Annotated in this window: 10 protein-coding genes and 1 pseudogene; 9 read left to right on the top strand and 2 right to left on the bottom strand. The window is 44.9% G+C overall.

Going from position 1 to position 19,065, the window contains the following annotated elements; genetic code table 11:
- The first annotated feature begins 3 nt into the window (after positions 1-3).
- The 4 genes from HMPREF2983_RS01930 (at position 4) to HMPREF2983_RS01945 (ending at position 3,659) form a co-directional block, all read left to right on the top strand.
- Positions 4-651 (top strand): ATP-binding cassette domain-containing protein, encoded by a 648-nt coding sequence (locus HMPREF2983_RS01930; protein WP_004378465.1) that lies wholly within the window; start codon positions 4-6, stop codon positions 649-651.
- Positions 648-1,850 (top strand): hypothetical protein, encoded by a 1,203-nt coding sequence (locus tag HMPREF2983_RS01935; protein WP_070666167.1) that lies wholly within the window; start codon positions 648-650, stop codon positions 1,848-1,850. The genes HMPREF2983_RS01930 and HMPREF2983_RS01935 overlap by 4 nt, the downstream gene beginning before the upstream one ends.
- Positions 1,851-1,874: 24 nt before the next feature.
- On the top strand, positions 1,875-2,762 hold the full coding sequence (locus HMPREF2983_RS01940) for a DMT family transporter (RefSeq protein WP_070666170.1): 888 nt from the start codon (positions 1,875-1,877) through the stop codon (positions 2,760-2,762).
- Between the two features lie 195 nt (positions 2,763-2,957).
- Positions 2,958-3,659, top strand: coding sequence for an SIMPL domain-containing protein (locus HMPREF2983_RS01945; protein WP_070666172.1), 702 nt, complete (start codon positions 2,958-2,960; stop codon positions 3,657-3,659).
- A 33-nt stretch (positions 3,660-3,692) separates the two neighbouring features.
- Here the strand turns inward: HMPREF2983_RS01945 and HMPREF2983_RS01950 are convergent, their stop codons facing one another.
- Together HMPREF2983_RS01950 and rhuM are read right to left on the bottom strand one after the other, a co-directional pair.
- Positions 3,693-7,715, bottom strand: a complete 4,023-nt coding sequence (locus HMPREF2983_RS01950; protein ID WP_070666175.1) for a hybrid sensor histidine kinase/response regulator transcription factor — start codon at positions 7,713-7,715, stop codon at positions 3,693-3,695.
- Between the two features lie 401 nt (positions 7,716-8,116).
- Positions 8,117-9,183, bottom strand: a pseudogene (gene rhuM, locus HMPREF2983_RS01955) (RhuM family protein).
- 337 nt (positions 9,184-9,520) lie between these two features.
- Between rhuM and HMPREF2983_RS01960 the strand changes: the two are divergent.
- The 5 genes from HMPREF2983_RS01960 (at position 9,521) to HMPREF2983_RS01980 (ending at position 19,065) form a co-directional block, all read left to right on the top strand.
- Positions 9,521-10,978, top strand: coding sequence for a hypothetical protein (locus HMPREF2983_RS01960; protein WP_246829316.1), 1,458 nt, complete (start codon positions 9,521-9,523; stop codon positions 10,976-10,978).
- A gap of 32 nt (positions 10,979-11,010) precedes the next feature.
- The gene (locus HMPREF2983_RS01965) at positions 11,011-14,034 is read left to right on the top strand and encodes a SusC/RagA family TonB-linked outer membrane protein (RefSeq protein ID WP_070666181.1); all 3,024 of its coding nucleotides are present in this window, start codon (positions 11,011-11,013) and stop codon (positions 14,032-14,034) included.
- Positions 14,035-14,058: 24 nt separating this feature from the next.
- Positions 14,059-15,654, top strand: coding sequence for a RagB/SusD family nutrient uptake outer membrane protein (locus tag HMPREF2983_RS01970; RefSeq protein ID WP_070666184.1), 1,596 nt, complete (start codon positions 14,059-14,061; stop codon positions 15,652-15,654).
- A gap of 109 nt (positions 15,655-15,763) precedes the next feature.
- Positions 15,764-17,509 carry a glycoside hydrolase gene (locus HMPREF2983_RS01975; RefSeq protein WP_070666193.1) on the top strand — a complete coding sequence of 582 codons (1,746 nt, stop codon included), beginning with the start codon at positions 15,764-15,766 and terminating at the stop codon, positions 17,507-17,509.
- On the top strand, positions 17,506-19,065 hold the full coding sequence (locus HMPREF2983_RS01980) for a glycoside hydrolase (RefSeq protein ID WP_070666196.1): 1,560 nt from the start codon (positions 17,506-17,508) through the stop codon (positions 19,063-19,065). The genes HMPREF2983_RS01975 and HMPREF2983_RS01980 overlap by 4 nt, the downstream gene beginning before the upstream one ends.

Genomic DNA, 19,065 nt, shown 5'->3' on the forward strand with positions numbered 1-19,065 from the left:
AAATTGGAAACCATAAGATTTAATTCTGTTGTTCCAAAGGTCTTTGCTTCGCTTGCCAATCAACTGAATTCAGAGATCTGGAACACGGAAGCTATCTTCAAAAAAGGACATCTTTACCTCGTTGAAGCAGACTCCGGAAAAGGCAAAAGCACCTTTTGCAGCTATGTTATTGGCTATCGCCGTGACTACAGCGGACGTGTGATGTTTGATGAAAACGACACGATGAACTTCAAAGTGAGAGACTGGGTAGAGCTGCGCCAGCGCCACATCAGCCATCTCTTTCAGGAACTTCGCCTCTTCCCTGAACTCACAGCATTGGAGAATGTGGAGATCAAGAACAAGATAACAGGCTTCAAGAGTCGCGAACAGATTGTGGAATGGTTCGACATGTTGGGCCTTGGCGACAAACTGAATGCAAAGATCGGCCATATGTCGTTTGGTCAACAGCAACGTGTGGCCATGCTTCGCGCACTCGTGCAACCCTTTGACTTCATTCTTGCCGACGAGCCTATCAGTCACCTTGACGACACCAATGCCGGCATCATGGCCGACATCATGATGCGCGAAGCCAAGGCGCAAGGGGCCGGAGTGATTGTGACCAGCATCGGCAAACACATGAACCTTGAATACGAAAAGACGTTTAAGCTATGATTTTAGTTTGGAAATTACTACGTCAGCATATCAGCATTCCACAGTTTGCAGGCTTCTTCTTTGCCAATCTTTTCGGCATGTTGATTGTTCTGTTGGGCTATCAGTTCTACAATGATGTGGCTCCTGTGTTCACCGCTGAAGACAGTTTCATGAAGAGCGACTTTCTGATTGTCAACAAGAAGATAGGCACAGCGAGTACTATCAGCGGTCGCAGCAACACATTCACGGATGAAGAGATTGACGATTTGAGCCAACAACCGTTTGTCAGCAGTGTGGGAAAGTTCACGGGAACAGCCTACAAAGTTGATGCTAACATGAGTGTGAACGGCACTTCGGTGCTCAACAACGGCGAAATCAGCTTTGAAAGTATTCCCAATGCTTTTGTAGACACAAAACTGAGCAACTGGCAATACAACCCCGGTGACAGGACTGTGCCGATTATTCTGCCGCGCATTTACTTGACCATGTATAACTTTGGGTTCGCCCAGAGCCATTCATTACCCAAAATCAGCGAGGGACTTGTGGGCATGATTGACTTCCAAATATTCATTCATGGGCACAACAAGGAAGGGCAGTTCAAAGGAAAAGTCATCGGTTTTTCCAACCGATTGAGTTCAATTCTTGTCCCCCAAGCGTTCATGGACTGGAGTAATGAGGTCTATGCACCTGGAGATGTCCATGCCCCCACACGCCTGATCATAGACATGAGCAATCCCGGTGACCGGCAGTTTATGAAATATCTCGACCGCAAAGGATATGAAATCGAGAACGACAAGCTGAATACCGAGAAGACAACCTACTTTCTTCGTATGATGGTAACCATGGTGATGATTGTCGGACTGATTATCTCTGTCTTGAGTTTCTATATCCTCATGCTTAGCATCTATCTGCTTGTGCAGAAGAACTCGAGCAAACTTGAAAATCTCTTGCTCATTGGATATAAGCCCACGCAGGTGGCCCGCCCCTACCAGCTGCTGACTATCAGCCTGAACATTGCCGTGCTGCTCATTGCGCTTCACGTGCTTTTCTTTGTCCGCAACTATTATATGGATATCATCGAAAACCTCTTCCCCGACATGGAAGACGGCTCTATGCTCCCTGCCCTAACTTTGGGCGTTGCACTTCTTGTTCTTGTAAGTCTGTGCAACCTCGTGGTCATACGCAACAAAATTGTGAAAATCTGGAAACGTAAAGAATAAACCTATCATCTAAACAACAAAGAAATGAATGACAAGAAAATGATTTGGGGACATATTGTCGGCATCATCACCGTACTATGCTGGGGCGGCACATTCATCAATACGAAATATCTTATCATGGGAGGTCTGAAACCTCATGAGATATTCTTTCTGCGTTTCCTTATTGCCTACATCTGTATTTGGTTTATTTCTCCTCGCCGTTTGTTCTGCAATCATTGGAAAGACGAGGCCCTCATGGTGCTTATCGGCATCACAGGAGGCTCACTTTTCTTCCAGGCAGAGAACATGGGTGTGGCCCTGAGCTATACAACGAACGTGTCATTCATTGGCTGCACGGCACCACTTATCACCACCTGCATGGCTATCGCAATGGTAAAAAGCGTCAAAGCTGACACTCGGCTTGTTCTGGGTTCATTGATTGCACTTGCCGGAGTGGGCATAGTTATCTTCAATGGCCAGTTTGTTCTCCACCTCAATCCACTTGGCGACCTGCTTGCCTTGTTGTCTGCTATGGCCTGGGCGGTCTATAGCCTGCTGATGAAGCGGGCTTCCTCACGCTATGGTGCGGTATTCATCACGCGGAAAGTTTTCTTCTATGGACTCATAACAATACTTCCCATGTTTGCCATAGAGCCATGGACATTCCCACTTGACAACTTCCTCAAGCCCACCATCTGGCTCAATCTGCTTTTCTTGGGGTTTGTGGCATCATTCGTCTGCTTTGCACTTTGGAGCTGGGTTATCCGCAAAATCGGAGCCATGAAAGCCTCCAACTACATCTATCTCAACCCAATAACGACAGTCATTGCCAGTGCAATATTCCTCGATGAGCCAATGACAATCATGGCCTACTTGGGCAGTGCGCTCATTCTTGTGGGCGTATATGTGTCCAACCAAGCAAAAGGCATCTGATGTTTTCCTTTGAACTTTGAGGTTTGAACATTGAAGTTTGGTGATTACCTGCCTTCCATTACAATAGCACATATTATAAAAATCAATATTCAAATCTCAATCTTCAAATACTAAAAGCTCCTTCCTCAACGTTTTAATAGCATACTAACCATAGACATTAAAGTTCAGAACTCAATCTTTAAAGATTACAATCACATGAAAACAAGAATTATTTCAGCAGCCATTCTTGCCTTGGGCATCATGGCATTGGGGCTTTTCATCAAAGGCGGTATCGACAACTATGCCAACAAAGACCGTAAGGTGAGTGTGAAAGGATTGGCCGAACGCGAAGTTGCAGCAGATAAAGTGACATGGCCTATCGTGTCGAAAGAACTTGGCGATGATCTGCCGGAACTGTATAACCGCATAGCCATGAAACAGCAGAAAATCAAGAAATTCCTCATCGGTCATGGCATACGGACTGAAGAAATCACGGTCAATGCCCCAAAAGTAATAGACCTCAGCGCCGAACAGTATTCGAGTAACGACCGTCCCTACCGCTATAATGTAACATTGGTCATCACGGTTACATCGCGCAATGTGAACCTCGTGAGAGGTATTATTGCGCGTCAAGGCGAACTGTTGAAGCAGGGCATCGCCATTGTTGCAGGCGACTACGACACCAACATCAGCTACGAATACGTTTCGTTCAAGGCCATGAAATCCGGCATGATGCAGGAAGCTATCGCCAATGCAGAGACTACAGCGCAGCAATTTGCCAAGAACAGCCATTCAAAACTCGATAAAATCGTGAGTGCAGACCAAGGCCAATTCAGTATTGAAGACCGAGATTCAAACACTCCTTATATCAAGAAAGTGAGAGTGGTGACCACTGTGACCTATTCGCTGAAGGACTAAACACCCCTTTACTCCAGTCTCTCCTTTTTGTTTTCAACTCAACGGAGGGGCTTTTTTTATTTTCTTCAGATACGCTGTCGGATAGTCTCCAAACACTTCCTTGAAACTTTTTCGAAAATAACTCACACTGTTCATGCCAACGCGGAAAGCTGCATCGCTTACCGAACAATTCTCATTGAGCAGTAAACGTTCGGCATATTCCATTCGGTAATGACGGATATACTCGTTTGTACCAATTCCCGTGAGACCTTTCATCTTGCGATAAAGCGTTGAAGTACTCATGTTAAGAGCATCTGTCAGAAGACTGATATCAAGGTCATCGCCGATGTGCTCATCGAGCAGTCGGTTCAGTCGGTCAAGGAAAGCGCGGTCTTTCTCTCCCATCGCCTGCATCAGAAGTTCATGTTTCTGTTGCAGGCTGTCAGTCCCGGCAATAGGTTTAGCATGGAAAACAGCCAACAGCCGTTGCCGTTGTTCCACCAAATTGTGCACACGAGTCCTTAATAAAGAACTGCTGAAAGGCTTCGTCAAGTAAGAATCGGCCCCCGACTCATAACCTTCTTCCTTTGCCTCATTGCCGTCTTTTGCCGTAAGTAGGATGATTGGCACATGACTTGTACGCACGTTTTCCTTTACTTTTCGACAGAGTTCGTTACCATCCATATTCGGCATCATGACGTCAGAAATAATCATATCAGGGATAATCTCCAACGCCATCTGCAATCCTTCTTGCCCATCAGCAGCTTGCCTTACATCGAAATCATTGGCAAATACATCGGCAATATAAGTTCTGATGTCAGGATTATCCTCAACGACAAGCAGGATTTCGCGCCCGTCATGCTGTGCAACCTCTTTCGGTTCAACATCCGAAAGAGGCGCTTTCTGCACTTCACCATGCAAAGCATTCGGATAAACTTCATCTTCCTGAAGACGCACAATAAACGAAGAACCTTTCTCAACTTCACTATCCACAAGGATCTCTGCTTCATGCAAGGCCACAAGGTTCTTCACCAAGGCCAATCCTATGCCCGTTCCTGAAGCTTGATGAGCACCGTTCTCCTGATAGAAACGGTCAAAGATACGGGGCAAGGCAGCTTTCGAAATACCGTGTCCAGTATCATGAACCCCAATTTCTACATATTTCTTCCCCTCTGTTTCCACGCGACCTACTGACACAGTGATACGTCCTTGATCGGTATATTTTATGGCATTCGACACCAAGTTGTCTACAATGATGTTTACAACCTCCTTATCATGATAAATAAGAATGGAATTATCATGAGCTTCAAAACGGATTTTCACAGCATTCTTTCTATTCAACTCCTCGTATTTCAGTTCCACTTCATGCACCGTTCTGACGATATCATCTCTGACAACACAGAGCCTTCGGTTGTCAGTCTCTGTTTTCCTGAATTCCAGGATCTGACCAATGAGTTTCTGTAATCGATGTGCACTGTTGCCAATCACTTGCAGTTTATGCCGCATTCCATCGCTAAGTTCGCTGTTTCGGGCAAAGTCTTCGAGAGGGCCGATAATCAGAGTCAGCGGCGTTCGGAGTTCATGTGTGATGTTCGTAAAGAAGCGCAGACGCTCATCATTGAGTTCCTGTTCATGCTCATGTTTCTTCTTTTCGGCTGCAAGCAGATATTCGAGTCGCATTTTCCGCATATAGAAACGAAAGCCCAAGAACAGAAGAATAAGCGCCAACATCGCATAAACGAGCTTTGCCCACCACGTGAGCCAAAGCGGTGGATTGACGGTCAATTCTAACGAAGTCAACTGCTGTCCCCACTCCTGATTGTGCAATCGGCATTTCACCTCAAGGCGATAGCTGCCATATGGAAGGTCGCTGAATGTGATATTATTATCTTCCGTAATCTGCCATTCGCTCTGCAATCCTACGAGCCGATAGCCATATTCAATGCGCCCGAGCAAGGCATAGTTGCGCACATTGAAATGTACGGTAAATGTGTTTTCGTCACTTTGCAGACTTACCTCCTGCTTTCCAATGAGGTTCAGCGTACTGTCTTTCATGAAAGTTGCGTCATGCGGGATATCCACAGCAGTCACAAACACCTCCGGGGCCTGCCGCCTGACCAGTACATTCCGCGGATTAAAACAGGTGAGTCCCTTCGTACTGCCGAAATAGAGCATGCCCGAAGCACTGACAGCCACGCTCCCCGGATTGTAGTTTCCCATGGCTACATTGTCGCGGTAGTCATAGTTGACGAAATAATCCTTGCCCCGTTTCATGCAACTGATACCCTTATTCGTGCTCACCCAAAGGTTTCCCTGCTCATCTTCTGCAACAGCCCGAATATGAAGATTGTTCAAACGGCTTGCCGCAGCATAGGTAGTGAAAACACGAACATCACCTTTAGGAAAGGAAACAAGCCCCTCGCCCGTAGCACACCAGATGCATCCGCATCGGTCAGCAATAACGGCATTCACCGTGTTTGATGGGAAACCCTTAAGTTTTGTCAATTGTTTGATGAACTTCATCTGGCTATCATAAATCAACAATCCACTGCCAAAAGTACCTATCCACATACGCCCCTGACGATCCTTGACTACAGAACGAACTAAATTATTCTTCAGATTATAATGCTTTATCACTTTCTGCGTGTTGATATCAACAACATAAAGTCCCTTGCTTGTGCCTATCCACATATGCATTCCGTCTTCAAAGAAACAGCGGACATCCTGCATTTCATCAAAGACTTTCCGCATACTGCCACCTGAACTCTTGACATAGGCATTGTCAGAAAAGGCTCCTATCCATATATTTCCTCTGCTGTCGCAATGGATTGTCTGTATCGAACGACCGGGAAGTTCTATCGGAGCAGCCACACGCGCCATGTCTTTATCAAACAAGTTCAGTCCGTCACCATCCGTTCCTGCCCATAACAAGCCGTGATGATCAACCGCCAGACCCATCACCGACTTTGTAGAAAGATGATAAACAGGGTCTACCTGCCCGTAAGTAACCAATTTGAACAGAGGCTGTTCTCGGCTGACGAAGTCGATACCGGCCCCATAAAGACCTAACCACACATTGTGATAACGGTCTTCAAGCATGCAGCGCACACTGCTTCCACCAAGATGTCCGTTGCCCTCTCCTTCTGAAATATAGTCAAACTTGAAGTTTCCAAACGACTGACCGAGCGACTGACGAATGTCTACAATGACCACACCACCCAACTCGGTAGCCAACCAAAGTCGCCCGTCCGACATCTGCTTTATCTGGAAAACGGGACGTGTGGTGCCACGAGGATCGGCAACATGATGGAATTTTCCCTGCAGCGGATCGAAAAGATCGAGTCCCTTATTGGTGCCAACCCATATCAATCCGTTTGCACTCCGAAAGACACAATGCACCTCATTGCCCGATATGCTCTGCGGATTTCGGTCATCATGCCGATAATTATAGGCTGCACGGCTCTTCACATCAATGACAGAAAGGCCATCATACACATGCCCCACATAAACCATTCCGTTACCTGCATCGAAAGCGGTCCACATCTGATTGGAAACCAGTCCGCGTACGGTTTTCTGATTGAAATGGTGGAAACGCTCTCTTTTTCGGTCGAAATATTCGAGTCCTGCCCAATAAGTTGTGAGCCAAAGGTTCTTATCTTTGGCCAACGATAGCGAAGTAATATCGTTTGTGATAAGGCTATGAGGATCATCGGCACGATGCTGATAGCATGAAAACTCATCGCGGTCATAGTCGAAGACATTAAGTCCTTCGCGCTGAGTCCCTATCCACATCTTGTTTTCCTGTGGGTCATCAAGCAGACAGTTCAACTCGTTTGCTGTGATGCTGTTGCGGTCTTTCACATGATAATAACTGAAAAAGCGCGATCCGTCAAAGCGATTCAACCCCTCTTCTGTGGCAACCCAGATGAAACCATACTTGTCCATGGCCATCTGCATCACGTAGTCGCTTGAGAGTCCGTTGGTCACATCAAGTGATTTCACCATGAAACGCTGGACCAAAGCGTGAGCCCAAAAGTATGAAATCAACAGGGTTAATAAGATTGTTCTTTTCATCATAGAAGATTGGATTGCGCAACAAAGGTATGACTTTTTTATGAAAACAAGCATAGAATAAAACAGATATACATGCAAAAAGCCTGTCCCCAATCCTGCTCTAAAGAAAGAGTGAAACACCACGGCATTCACTCTTGTTTCTCATTTGCGTCATATCACGCTGTAATCTGAGTCAAGTTACAACGCAATCTGCGTCAAGTTACAACGTAATCTGCGTCAAGTTACGAAGTAATCTGCGTCAAGTTACGAGGTAATCTGCATCAAGTTACAAAGGCTTCTCATAGAGGAGGAAATGGTTTTCCAAATAACAAGAGTAACCTTATAACATGTCTGAATCTCTATCTAACGGATATCCAGAACCATAGATCATTCGAATAAGCTTTCAACAAGTTTAGAAACCTTAGTTAATTACGCTTATTAATCAAGTTCACTACTACTTTCACCATCACATCTTTCTCTTCAGTCCTACTTTCAGCAATCATCAGTGTAAGGGCTACAAGCGTGTTGTCTGCAATACGTTTAGAACCATCTTCACGATAAAGGATACCATTATTATTCATAAACCAAAGGAAAAGTGTGGCTGCAATGCGCTTGTTGCCATCACTGAATGAATGGTTCTTCGTGACAAGATAAAGGAGCATGGCAGCCTTTTCCTCTACACTTGGATAGAGTTCCACCTCCGCACCGTTGAGCATATTGCCTTCCCCTCCCTCTTTTCCTCTACACTTGGATAGAGTTCCACCCCATCAAAGGTCTGATAGATTTGTCCTATACTGCTCTTAAAAGAGTCATCTTTCTCGTTACCAAAAAGTTCTGAGCTTCCAAACTTATTTCGAAGTTGCTCTATCTCATATATGGCTTTCTCGTAAGTGGCATGGAAATATTCTTCCTTTGTAGTCTTATTGATATTCAGCCGCTGATAATCATAGTTGTCAAGAGTATCAAGAGCATAGGTATAATCTACAACCACATCAAACAATTGATGACTCTCGTTGCTTGCAGGAACAGGCTGTTGCACGATAGTTCTGCTGACTACCTGCACAAGTTGCCGCAATTCAGCTATCTGTTGCTTACGAATTCGATCGTTCACAGCATATCCTTTAATCAGATACTGCTTCAAAACCCTATTTGCCCAACGGCGAAACTCAACACCACGCTTGCTCTTTACACGATAGCCAACAGAGATTATCATGTCAAGATTGTAATATTCTATGCTGCGTGTAACCTCTCGATTACCTTCCGTTTGAACTGTCGTAAATTTTGCGACAGTTGATATTGTATCGTCCAGCTCCTCTTTCAAGGCATTATTTATATGCTTACCAATAGTCTTTATATCTCTGCCGAATAATTCAGAGAGCTGCTGTCGGTTCAGCCATACAGTTTCATTCTCCAGCTTAACATCAAGTTGTATTTTTCCATCCTTACTCTGATAGATAACAATTTGATTATTTAGGTTTAGTGATTCTTTCATTACTTATGGTTTCCTTTTGATGTGTTTGCAAAGTTACAAAAAAGTAATGACTATTCAAGAATAACCCGATGTTTCTCAAACATGCAAGATATAAAGAAGATTTCTCAATAAACATAAAGAAATAGAGTATAAGATCTATGTCTCTTTCTCGTATTCAACTCTACATCTCAAAACAGCTTCTTTCACATTGAAAACAGAAGAAAACATTCAAAAAGATACCCAAATACATCATTGAACGATTTGAACATCATTTTGAACGATTAGAGAATAGCAAATATGTTACAAAAGATTAAATTTGCAGATAATAACATAAACCATCAAAACAAACCTATTATCTATGACAACAAAATTTCGTGTACGTTGGCTTTTGCTGACGATGTTGACGGTATTTGCCGGCCTTTGTCTCACCTCTTGCAGCAGTGATGACGACTATCCTACTGTTGACGGCAAAGCACCAACATTAACATTAAATCCCACAAGTATTAAAACCGAACCCGGACGCAGCTTCACAATCAAGGGAGTGGCTAATGATGCCGACGGATTGAAATCTATCAGATTGGTCAACAAAAGCCTTTATCTCGACAAGACGATTGACTTTCTGACCTACTATCCCGACACCTTGCTCCATGAATATCAGCTCAGCTATGCCTATCCAGGCAATGAAGCATGGAGCGAAAACAACACGTTCCCCATTGAAATCACCGTAGAAGACGTGGGAGGAAGAACTACCACGCAGACCGTGACCGTCACCACAAACGGCGACTTCAGTAATCCGGTCTTCACTTCGGTACCTTCTTCAGAACTGACCGTACTGCTGCAAAATCCTAAGTTGTCGTTAAACACCACTGTCAGTGACAACAAGAACTTGGGCTACATCCTTGTTTCTATTCCCGGACTCAGCATTCATGACAGCATTCCTATAAGTGGAAAAAGCTATCAGTTGCAGAAGGAATACAATATTCCTGCAAATGAAGCAAGCTATGACATGACGCTTACCGTGGGAGATGCTGAGGGTAATACCACTACGACAACAAGCAAAATCAAGGTGAGTGACCTACCCGATTTCGAGAAACTCTACCTTGCCGATGTGAATGATGCAGCCGACCTCAGCACTGCACTCTATGGTGTTCCCATGCTCATCGAGCACACAGGAAAGTATCAGTATAAAGCACATTATTATAATAGTAAGGTCGGAACACCTATCCGTTTCATTCCACAAAAGACTGATTTCCAACCTATCTGCTTCGGTGAAGACCCGGCAACAGGACTGCTGACCAGTAATCCTTCAGTAGCAAAACCTATCATTCTCGACAAGACGGGCTATATTGAGATTACTTTCAACACCGTTACGGGAGACTATGACATCCATTCTTGGACACCAACAACAGCGAGCATGGTGCTTGATGGCAGCAAGAAAGTTGACTTTGGTGACGGTTCCGGTGAACAACCGGCACAGATTTGTTTAGCCGGAGAAGGGCTTCCAGGTGTAGGAAATTGGGTGACTAATCCTAACACAGGCGTCTTCTTGCTGAAGCAGGACAAGGGCAATCCTTATCGTCTCTATGCAGAAATGAAGCTCAAGAAAGGCACAAAGATAGCCTTCACCATTACCCAGACACACTGGTGGGGCTGGTGGCCCGAACCATACTGGCGTTTTGACAACTCTGGAATGAATGAGAAAAATGTCCTGAACGGCGGTGACAATATGAAAGCCGTTATTGCAAAACAAGATGGAACCTACCTCTTCGAGTTCGACTATGCCCTGCTGCGCAGCCGTATCACACTCGTGAAATAAAACGAAACACCTAATAACACAGTTTATAATTTATGAAAAGATCTTTCTTTATATTATTGGTTAGTCTCTTTGCACTTAGCCTTCATGCTCAAAGTGTAAAGATTACGGGCAAAGTAATGTCCTCTGCTGACAACGAACCACTGATTGGTGCTTATGTCAAAGTACCTGGTACATCTATCGGAGCAGTTACCGATATTGACGGAAACTTTGCTATAACAGCCGATAAGAATGCCACCATTGAAGTTACTATGGTGGGGTATAACACTCAAAAGATTGCTCTCGGCGGCCGCACATCGCTGAACATTACGCTGAAAGACGCTGTCTCTGACCTGAATGAAGTGGTTGTTATCGGTTACGGTGCAGTGAAGAAAGGCGACCTCACCAGCAGTATTTCTGCTATAAAAGGTGACAAATTAGAGAAGCTGAGCACGGGTAATGTGATGAATGCCCTGCAAGGTCAGGTCAATGGTGTGCAGATTAGCAACTCCGGAGCGCCTGGAGCTTCACCTCGTGTCATTATTCGTGGTGTCAGCACGATTAATGGTTCTGATCCTCTTTACGTAGTTGACGGCATGCCTGTAGGTACGAATATCAACTTTCTTAACCAAAATGACATTGAGAGTATGCAGGTATTGAAAGATGCTTCTGCGGCAGCTATCTATGGAACACGTGCCAGTAACGGTGTCGTTTTGATTACCACCAAGAAAGGAGCAAAGGGCGAAACCAAGTTCACAGCATCTGCAACAATAGGTTTTCAGACACTGAGTAAGCCTGATATTGCAAAAGCCTCAGAATTTGAAAAGGTGTTCAAAACCCGCTATACCAACGATGGTCAAACAGCAAATTATCATGGCATTGAAAATATCACCGACGCTCAAGGTACTGATTGGTGGAACGAAACTCTGCGCAATGTAGCCCTTCAACAGAACTATAATGTCGGCTTTACAGGTGGTAATGACAAACTGCTTTATTCTGCAAGTATCGGCTATTTCCGTCAGAACTCACAGTATAAAGTGGGTGAATGGCAGAAACTTACTGCCCGCTTCTCTATGGAATACAAGTTTAATAACATTGTAAGAGCAGGTGTAGACTTCACTCCAAAATACGAGAATTGGATAGACACACCAAATCTAATGGGAGCTATCATGGCCATGGATCCAACTACTCCTGTCATGCGAGAACAAAGTACATGGACCTCAAATCCCTATAGTAACTATGCCCGTTCGAACAACAACCAAGAATGGAACCCAGTAGCTTCGATGAACAGACTCGATGCTCACTCTGATGAATACGGTCTATTAGCAACACCATATCTTCAAATCTGTCCTATTGAAGGGCTTACTTATCGGACACAGTTCGGTGTAAATGCACGTTTCCGTCTTAGCGACAGCTATACCCCGAACTTCTTCATAGACAACCTTGAGCAAGCCGAAAAGAGCAAAGCAAGCCGTAAAATGGAAAATTGGGTAGATTGGAACTGGACCAACACGCTCACTTACATGAAGACATTCAACAAGGTTCACAACCTTAATGTCATGGTGGGCTACACGATGGAACGTTTCCAAGACTACTATCTTGATGGTAGTCGTGATGAAATTCCATCCAATACAGCCACCATGCGCTATGTCAGTGCAGGTACAAGCAATATGCAAGTAAGTGGTAACAACGCTTATTCCTCACTCATTTCATATCTTGGTCGTGTGATGTATAACTACGATGAGCGCTACTATCTGACAGCTTCCCTGCGTCGTGATGGTTCATCTAAGTTCCCCACTGGCAACAAATATGCCACCTTCCCAGCTGTCAGCGTAGCATGGCGCATAACAGGTGAGGAGTTCATGAAACAACAACATATATTCGATGACTTAAAGCTTCGCCTCGGTTGGGGTAAGGTTGGAAACCAGAATATATCCAATTCTGCCTATACAAGTTCCATTGCTACTACGCGCTATGTCTTTGGACGTGACGCAGCAACCGCCATAGGTTCTACTATCGGTTCTATCGGCAATGCCAATGTGAAATGGGAAACTGTTGAAGATTACAACATCGGTCTCGACATGTCTTTACTCAACAACCGCCTTAAAGTGACAGCCGACTGGTTTACCAAGAAGAGTCATGACATGCTCATGAAAAAAGACAACTTGCTCATTCTGGGCTATCCTATGTGGAATGGGCAGATGTGGGAGAACATCGGTTCAATGAAAGCAACGGGTTGGGAACTTGGCATCAACTGGCAAGACCATGTGGCTGATCTCAGCTATGGTGTCGGTTTGAACCTCAGTTCTACGCGCAACAAGGCCATTAACTTGAATGGGAACTACATCTATACAGGTGGAAGAAATGGAGACTTCGTTATTCGTAATGAAGAGGGGAAATTGATTTCACAGTTCTATGGCTATGTCGTCGATGGCATTTTCCAAAACAAAACTGAGGTAACTTCCTACACTGACGAGCACGGAATACCGATGCAGCCCAATGCACAGCCTGGAGATTTTCGCTATAAAGACATCAACCACGATGGTAAGATTAATGAGAAAGACAAGCAATATATCGGTAATCCATTCCCTGATTTGATGATTGGTCTTAATCTCAATGCTGCATATAAGGGCTTCGACATCCTCGCTCAATTCTATGGAACCTTAGGAAACGACATCTATAATCTCAACCGTGAGCGCTATTTCGGCACAAACGGCACCAATGTTTATGCCGGAACACTCGACAAAGCATGGCATGGTGAGGGCACAAGCACGGAGTTTCCACGTCTAAGTGTCAACGATAGCAACGGTAACTTTACCAAACCATCCACTTTCTTCGTAGAAAACGGTTCTTATTTCCGCTGCAAACTCCTGCAAATTGGCTACACACTACCCAAGAATATGATAAAGAACGTAACGATGCGCGTTACATTAAGTGCACAGAACTTCTTCACATTGACAAAGTATACAGGTGCAGATCCAGAGACAGCCTCTATGGGTAGCGTAACCGAAGCAGGTATAGACTGGACCGGTTATCCCAACCCGCGTACTTTCCTCATTGGTATTAACATGAACTTCTAACCTTTAACACAAATTGAAATCAATATGAAAAGATATATATTAGGGCTGACTTTTGCAACGGCCTGTGCCTTTTCACTTTCCAGTTGCTCTGATTTTTTAGAAGAACCGATCCTTGGTCAGCAGGGTATGGACAACTACTTCACTACTGAAGAAGAATGTGCCAAGCAGGTTATTGGCTGCTATCAGGGTATTGCTTGTGACGACTGGTGGCAAATCTACAAGTTCTACAATGCTTCTGAAATGTGTACTGATGATGCATGGATGGGCAATACTACTCAAGATGCAGGTGACTATCGTCACCTTACCATGTACACTGGCAACACCATTGAGGCAGGAAATGCCTGCCAAAACTTCTGGCAATACCGTTATAAGGGCATCCTGCAATGTAATATTGCCATTCAGAAGATACCGGGACTCACCTTTAACAACGAGACTTATAAACAACGTCTCCTCGGCGAAGCCAAGTTCCTCCGTGCCTATCAATATTTTGAATTGGTGCGCAATTTCGGTGGTGTTCCATTGATAAAAGAACTCAAGATGCCAAATGAAATCAAGGGAATTACCCGTGCATCTGTAGCGGATAGCTATGCCATGATTGAGCAGGATCTGCTTGATGCCATAGCAGTTCTACCTCTACGGTCTGCTCAAAGCAGTGCTGATATAGGGCGTGCCACCAAAGGAGCAGCCCAGGGTTTATTAGCAAAAGTCTATCTCTATCAGGAAAAGTATAAGGAGGCTGAGACCCAATTACAGGCAGTTATCAACAGCAATGAATATAAGTTGCTGCCTAACTTCGGTGATGTTTGGAGCATGGATCATAACAACAGCGAGGAGTCTTTGTTTGAAATCCAGACCTCTGGCGAAATATCTTATAATCTCGGTCAACGCTATTCAGTTGTTGTAGGCTCACGTGATGACTCAGGATGGTCATGGGGATTGCCTTCAAGTTATCTTGAAAAAGCTTTCACAGATGAAGGTGATGACATCCGTCTGCTGTGGACTATTCTGCATCACAATCAGACTTATGTCCCCAATGACAATACTTGGAGTGCTACAAATCCCTACATTATAACACCTTCAAAGCATAAGAGTGCACGTTGTAATATGAAGCTTTACATTCCAATGGCAAAGCGTGTGAAACCTTATGATGCACCACATGTCGCCCTCAACTACCGTCTATTACGCTATGCCGACATTCTGTTGATGTATGCAGAAGTAGAGAATCAGTTAGGCAAAGACACAGAAGCGCAACAAGCACTCAACCAAGTGCGCAAGCGTGTGAACCTCGCCAACGTCACTGCCACAGGCAAACAGTTGCGTGATGCTATTCGGAAAGAACGCCGATTAGAATTAGCTTTCGAAAACAACCGACTCTACGACCTGCGTCGTTGGAAGGATGATAATGGTAAAGCTGCTATTTGTAATGTCATGGGACCTAATGGATCATGGGTTATCTACAACACGAAAACCAGCACCGATCAATACGAAAAGAGTAATCAGAATGAGTCAAGCAGCGAAGGTTCTGCCTTCACAGAGGGGCGCGATGAACTCTTCCCTATTCCAAACTCAGAGATAATCCTTTCTGGAGGAAGTATCAAGCAGAACCCAGGATATAACTAAGAATAAACGAATTCATCCCAAATACCTCTTCCTACCTTTTAAAAAGAGATAATGATTACAACTCTTTCAAGGGGCTGGAAGAGGTCTTTAAGACCCAAACAATACAGATATGAGAAGATGCTATCTATATGCCTTAACGCTGGCTTGTATCACATCATCCTACGCTCAATCCACTTTTAACATTGCTATCAACCCTAATACAAAGTATCAAACTATTGCGGACTTCGGTGCATCCGATTGTTGGACTGCTGAATATGTAGGACATTATTTCAATGATATCCAGAAAAAACAAGCTGCCGAATGGCTTTTCAGCAAAGATATTGAAAGTGATGGTAAGCCCAAAGGCATCGGCTTATCAGCCTGGCGCATAAATCTTGGTGCAGGAAGTGCCGAACAAAGTGCAGCAAGTAATATTGCCGATGAGAGCAGACGTGTTGAATGTTACCTCAACAGCGATGGTACTTACAATTGGAATAAGGCCCAAGGACAACAGTTTTTCATGCAACAGGCCAAGCAATACGGTGTAGAGCATTTGGTTCTCTTCTCCAATTCCGCTCCCGTATACATGACAAAGAATGGACTCGCCAACAACAAGAACAATGCTTCCAACGCCAATCTGAAGGATGATGCCTATGATAAATTCGCCGAGTTCCTGGCCACCTGTGCCGAGCATTTCACCACAAAAGGTTATCCCATTACTTACATTTCACCCGTCAATGAGCCGGCTTTCAACTGGACAGATGGGCAGGAAGGTTCGCCCTGGCAGAACAAAGAAATCAGCAAGTTGGTACGTGAACTCGACAAATCACTTTCAAACCACAGCCTCTCCACACTAATTATGACTCCGGAAGCAAGTTCTTGGGACCGCACTTATCAACACGCCAACGACTATGGCGGACGTGCTTCCAATCAGATAGAAGCCTTTTGGAATCCTGCCAATACCGATACTTATATCGGCAATCTCAGCCATATTGCCAAGATTGTTGCAGGTCATGACTACTGGACTTTTGGGAGTAACAACGCTTTAATAACTACACGAACCAAGGCTTTAGCTGCCGCACAAAAATACGGTTTACAACTCATGCAGACCGAATGGAGTATGCTTGATCGCGAACCTTCTGCAGAAACAGGCTTCCCTTCGTCATACGATGCTGCCTCAGACATGGATATTGCCCTCTTTATGGGTAAACTGATACACATCGGACTCACACAAGGTAACATGATTTCATGGTCATATTGGACCGCCATGGCACAATCACGCTACTCACAGAAAAACCGCTTTGAACTGCTTCGTCTCAACGCTACGGGCGATAACGGATATGAAAGCTACGGTGACATCAAGAATGGTGGCACTGTCACTGCAACCCCTAACCTGTGGGTTTTAGGCAACTACAGCCGTTTCATCCGCCCAGGTTACTGTCGTATCTCACTCACAGGAGCTGATGATATCAATTCCCTGATGGGCAGTGCTTACCTTTCTCCCAATGGCAAAGAAGTGATTGCAGTGTTTGTCAACATGAAGAATGTGGCCAAAGGTATCAAGATGAACAACGACAGCTTCGTGCAGAATGTCAGCTCTGTCAAGGCATACATCACCGACAAAGACAACAACCTGACGCCCGACCTGTCGTTTACCAATCTGACAACACGCAATATTATCAAACCCCGAAGTGTCGTAACATTAGTATTCAACCTGTCAGTTCCTATGAATGTCAAAGCTATCCAAGCTGACAAGTCCGCTCAACAGGAAGGCATTTTTAATCTCTGTGGTCAGAAGGCGGCAAACTCTTCAGCCGATATTGACAAACTTCCCGAAGGCATATATATCATTAACGGCACAAAAATCTCCAAATGAAAATCCATAAACTTATATTTGCAGGGACTTTGAGTCTATGTATTTATGAAGCAGTTTCAGCGCAAACTTCCACCTATCGTATCATGACCGACAGGCCCGAACAGACCATTATGCACTTCGGAGCATCTGACGCATGGAGCATGAAATACGTAGGATTGTGGCCCAAACAGCAGCAGGAACAGATTGCCGACTGGCTTTTCAGTACTAAAAATGATGCCAACGGTCAGCCACGTGGCATTGGATTGTCAGTCTGGCGCTTCAATCTTGGCGCTGGAAGTGAGGAACAAGGCGACAGTTCACACATCAATCCACCGACACGGACGGAGTGTTTCCTACGCCCTGACGGTACTTATGACTGGACCAAACAACAGGGACAACGCAACTTCCTCAAGTTAGCCAAGGAGCGTGGTGTACCCCATTTCCTGGCTTTCATGAACTCTGTTCCTGTTTATTTCACGAAAAACGGTTGGGCCACAAACACAGGGCGAGGGGGCACTATCAATCTGCGTGATGATGCATATGACAAGGTTGCTCGCTTCACGGCTAACGTCATGCGAGGTATTGAACAGCATGACAGCATCCATTTTGACTACCTTTGCCCTGTCAACGAACCCGATGGTCACTGGAATTGGATAGGACCTAAGCAAGAAGGCTCACCTGCCACGAATGCCGAAGTAGCACGTTTAGCCAAAGCAATCAGCAAGGAATTCAAACGTCAACGCCTGCAAACAAAGATTATGGTCAACGAAAGCAGTAACCTCTTATGCCTTTTGAGAACGCACGAAACAGATTGGCAACGTGGCTATCAAATCCGCACTTTCTTCTCAAAAGACAGTACACGAACCTATCTCGGAGATTGCTATGGCATTCCAAATGTTATCATGGCACACAGCTATTGGACCAATACACCTGTCAAAGAGATGCGCCGTATTCGTGAAGAGTTACGTGACACACTGCGTCATTATGGACTACGCTACTGGCAGACGGAGCTTTGCATTATGGACAACGACAAAGAAATCGGTGGCGGACATTACTTTGATTATTCCATGCGCACAGCGCTCTATGTGGCTCGTGTCATTCATCACGACCTCGTTTATGGCAATGCCGAGAGCTGGTCTTGGTGGAGAGCACTCGGTGGCGACTATCGCGACGGACTCATTCGGGTATTGAGCAACGACGGTTGGAGAACCGGAAAGGCCATTGATGCAAAACTTCTTTGGGCCTTGGGAAACTACAGTCGCTTCATCAGACCGGGTGCCAGACGCTACGACATGCAGGTTTTCGATACGCAAGGCAGTCTTATTAAGGACGGTGAAACCGAGCCTTACGGTCTTATGCTGTCGGCCTACAAGAACCAAGACGGCAGTTGGGTCGTTGTAGCTATCAACTATTCAGAAGGCACCCGCACGATAAACCTGCCCTTACCCGAAAGAAAACCTGCGTGGAAACAATATCGCACATCAGACGTAACAGGCGAAAATCTTCGTCCTGTAGGTGCCACCAATGGCCATATCACCCTCGAACCGCAATCCATAACGACATTCATCACACCATAG

This window comes from Prevotella sp. HMSC077E09, from assembly GCF_001814685.1.
Taxonomy (GTDB): Bacteria; Bacteroidota; Bacteroidia; order Bacteroidales; family Bacteroidaceae; genus Prevotella; species Prevotella oris.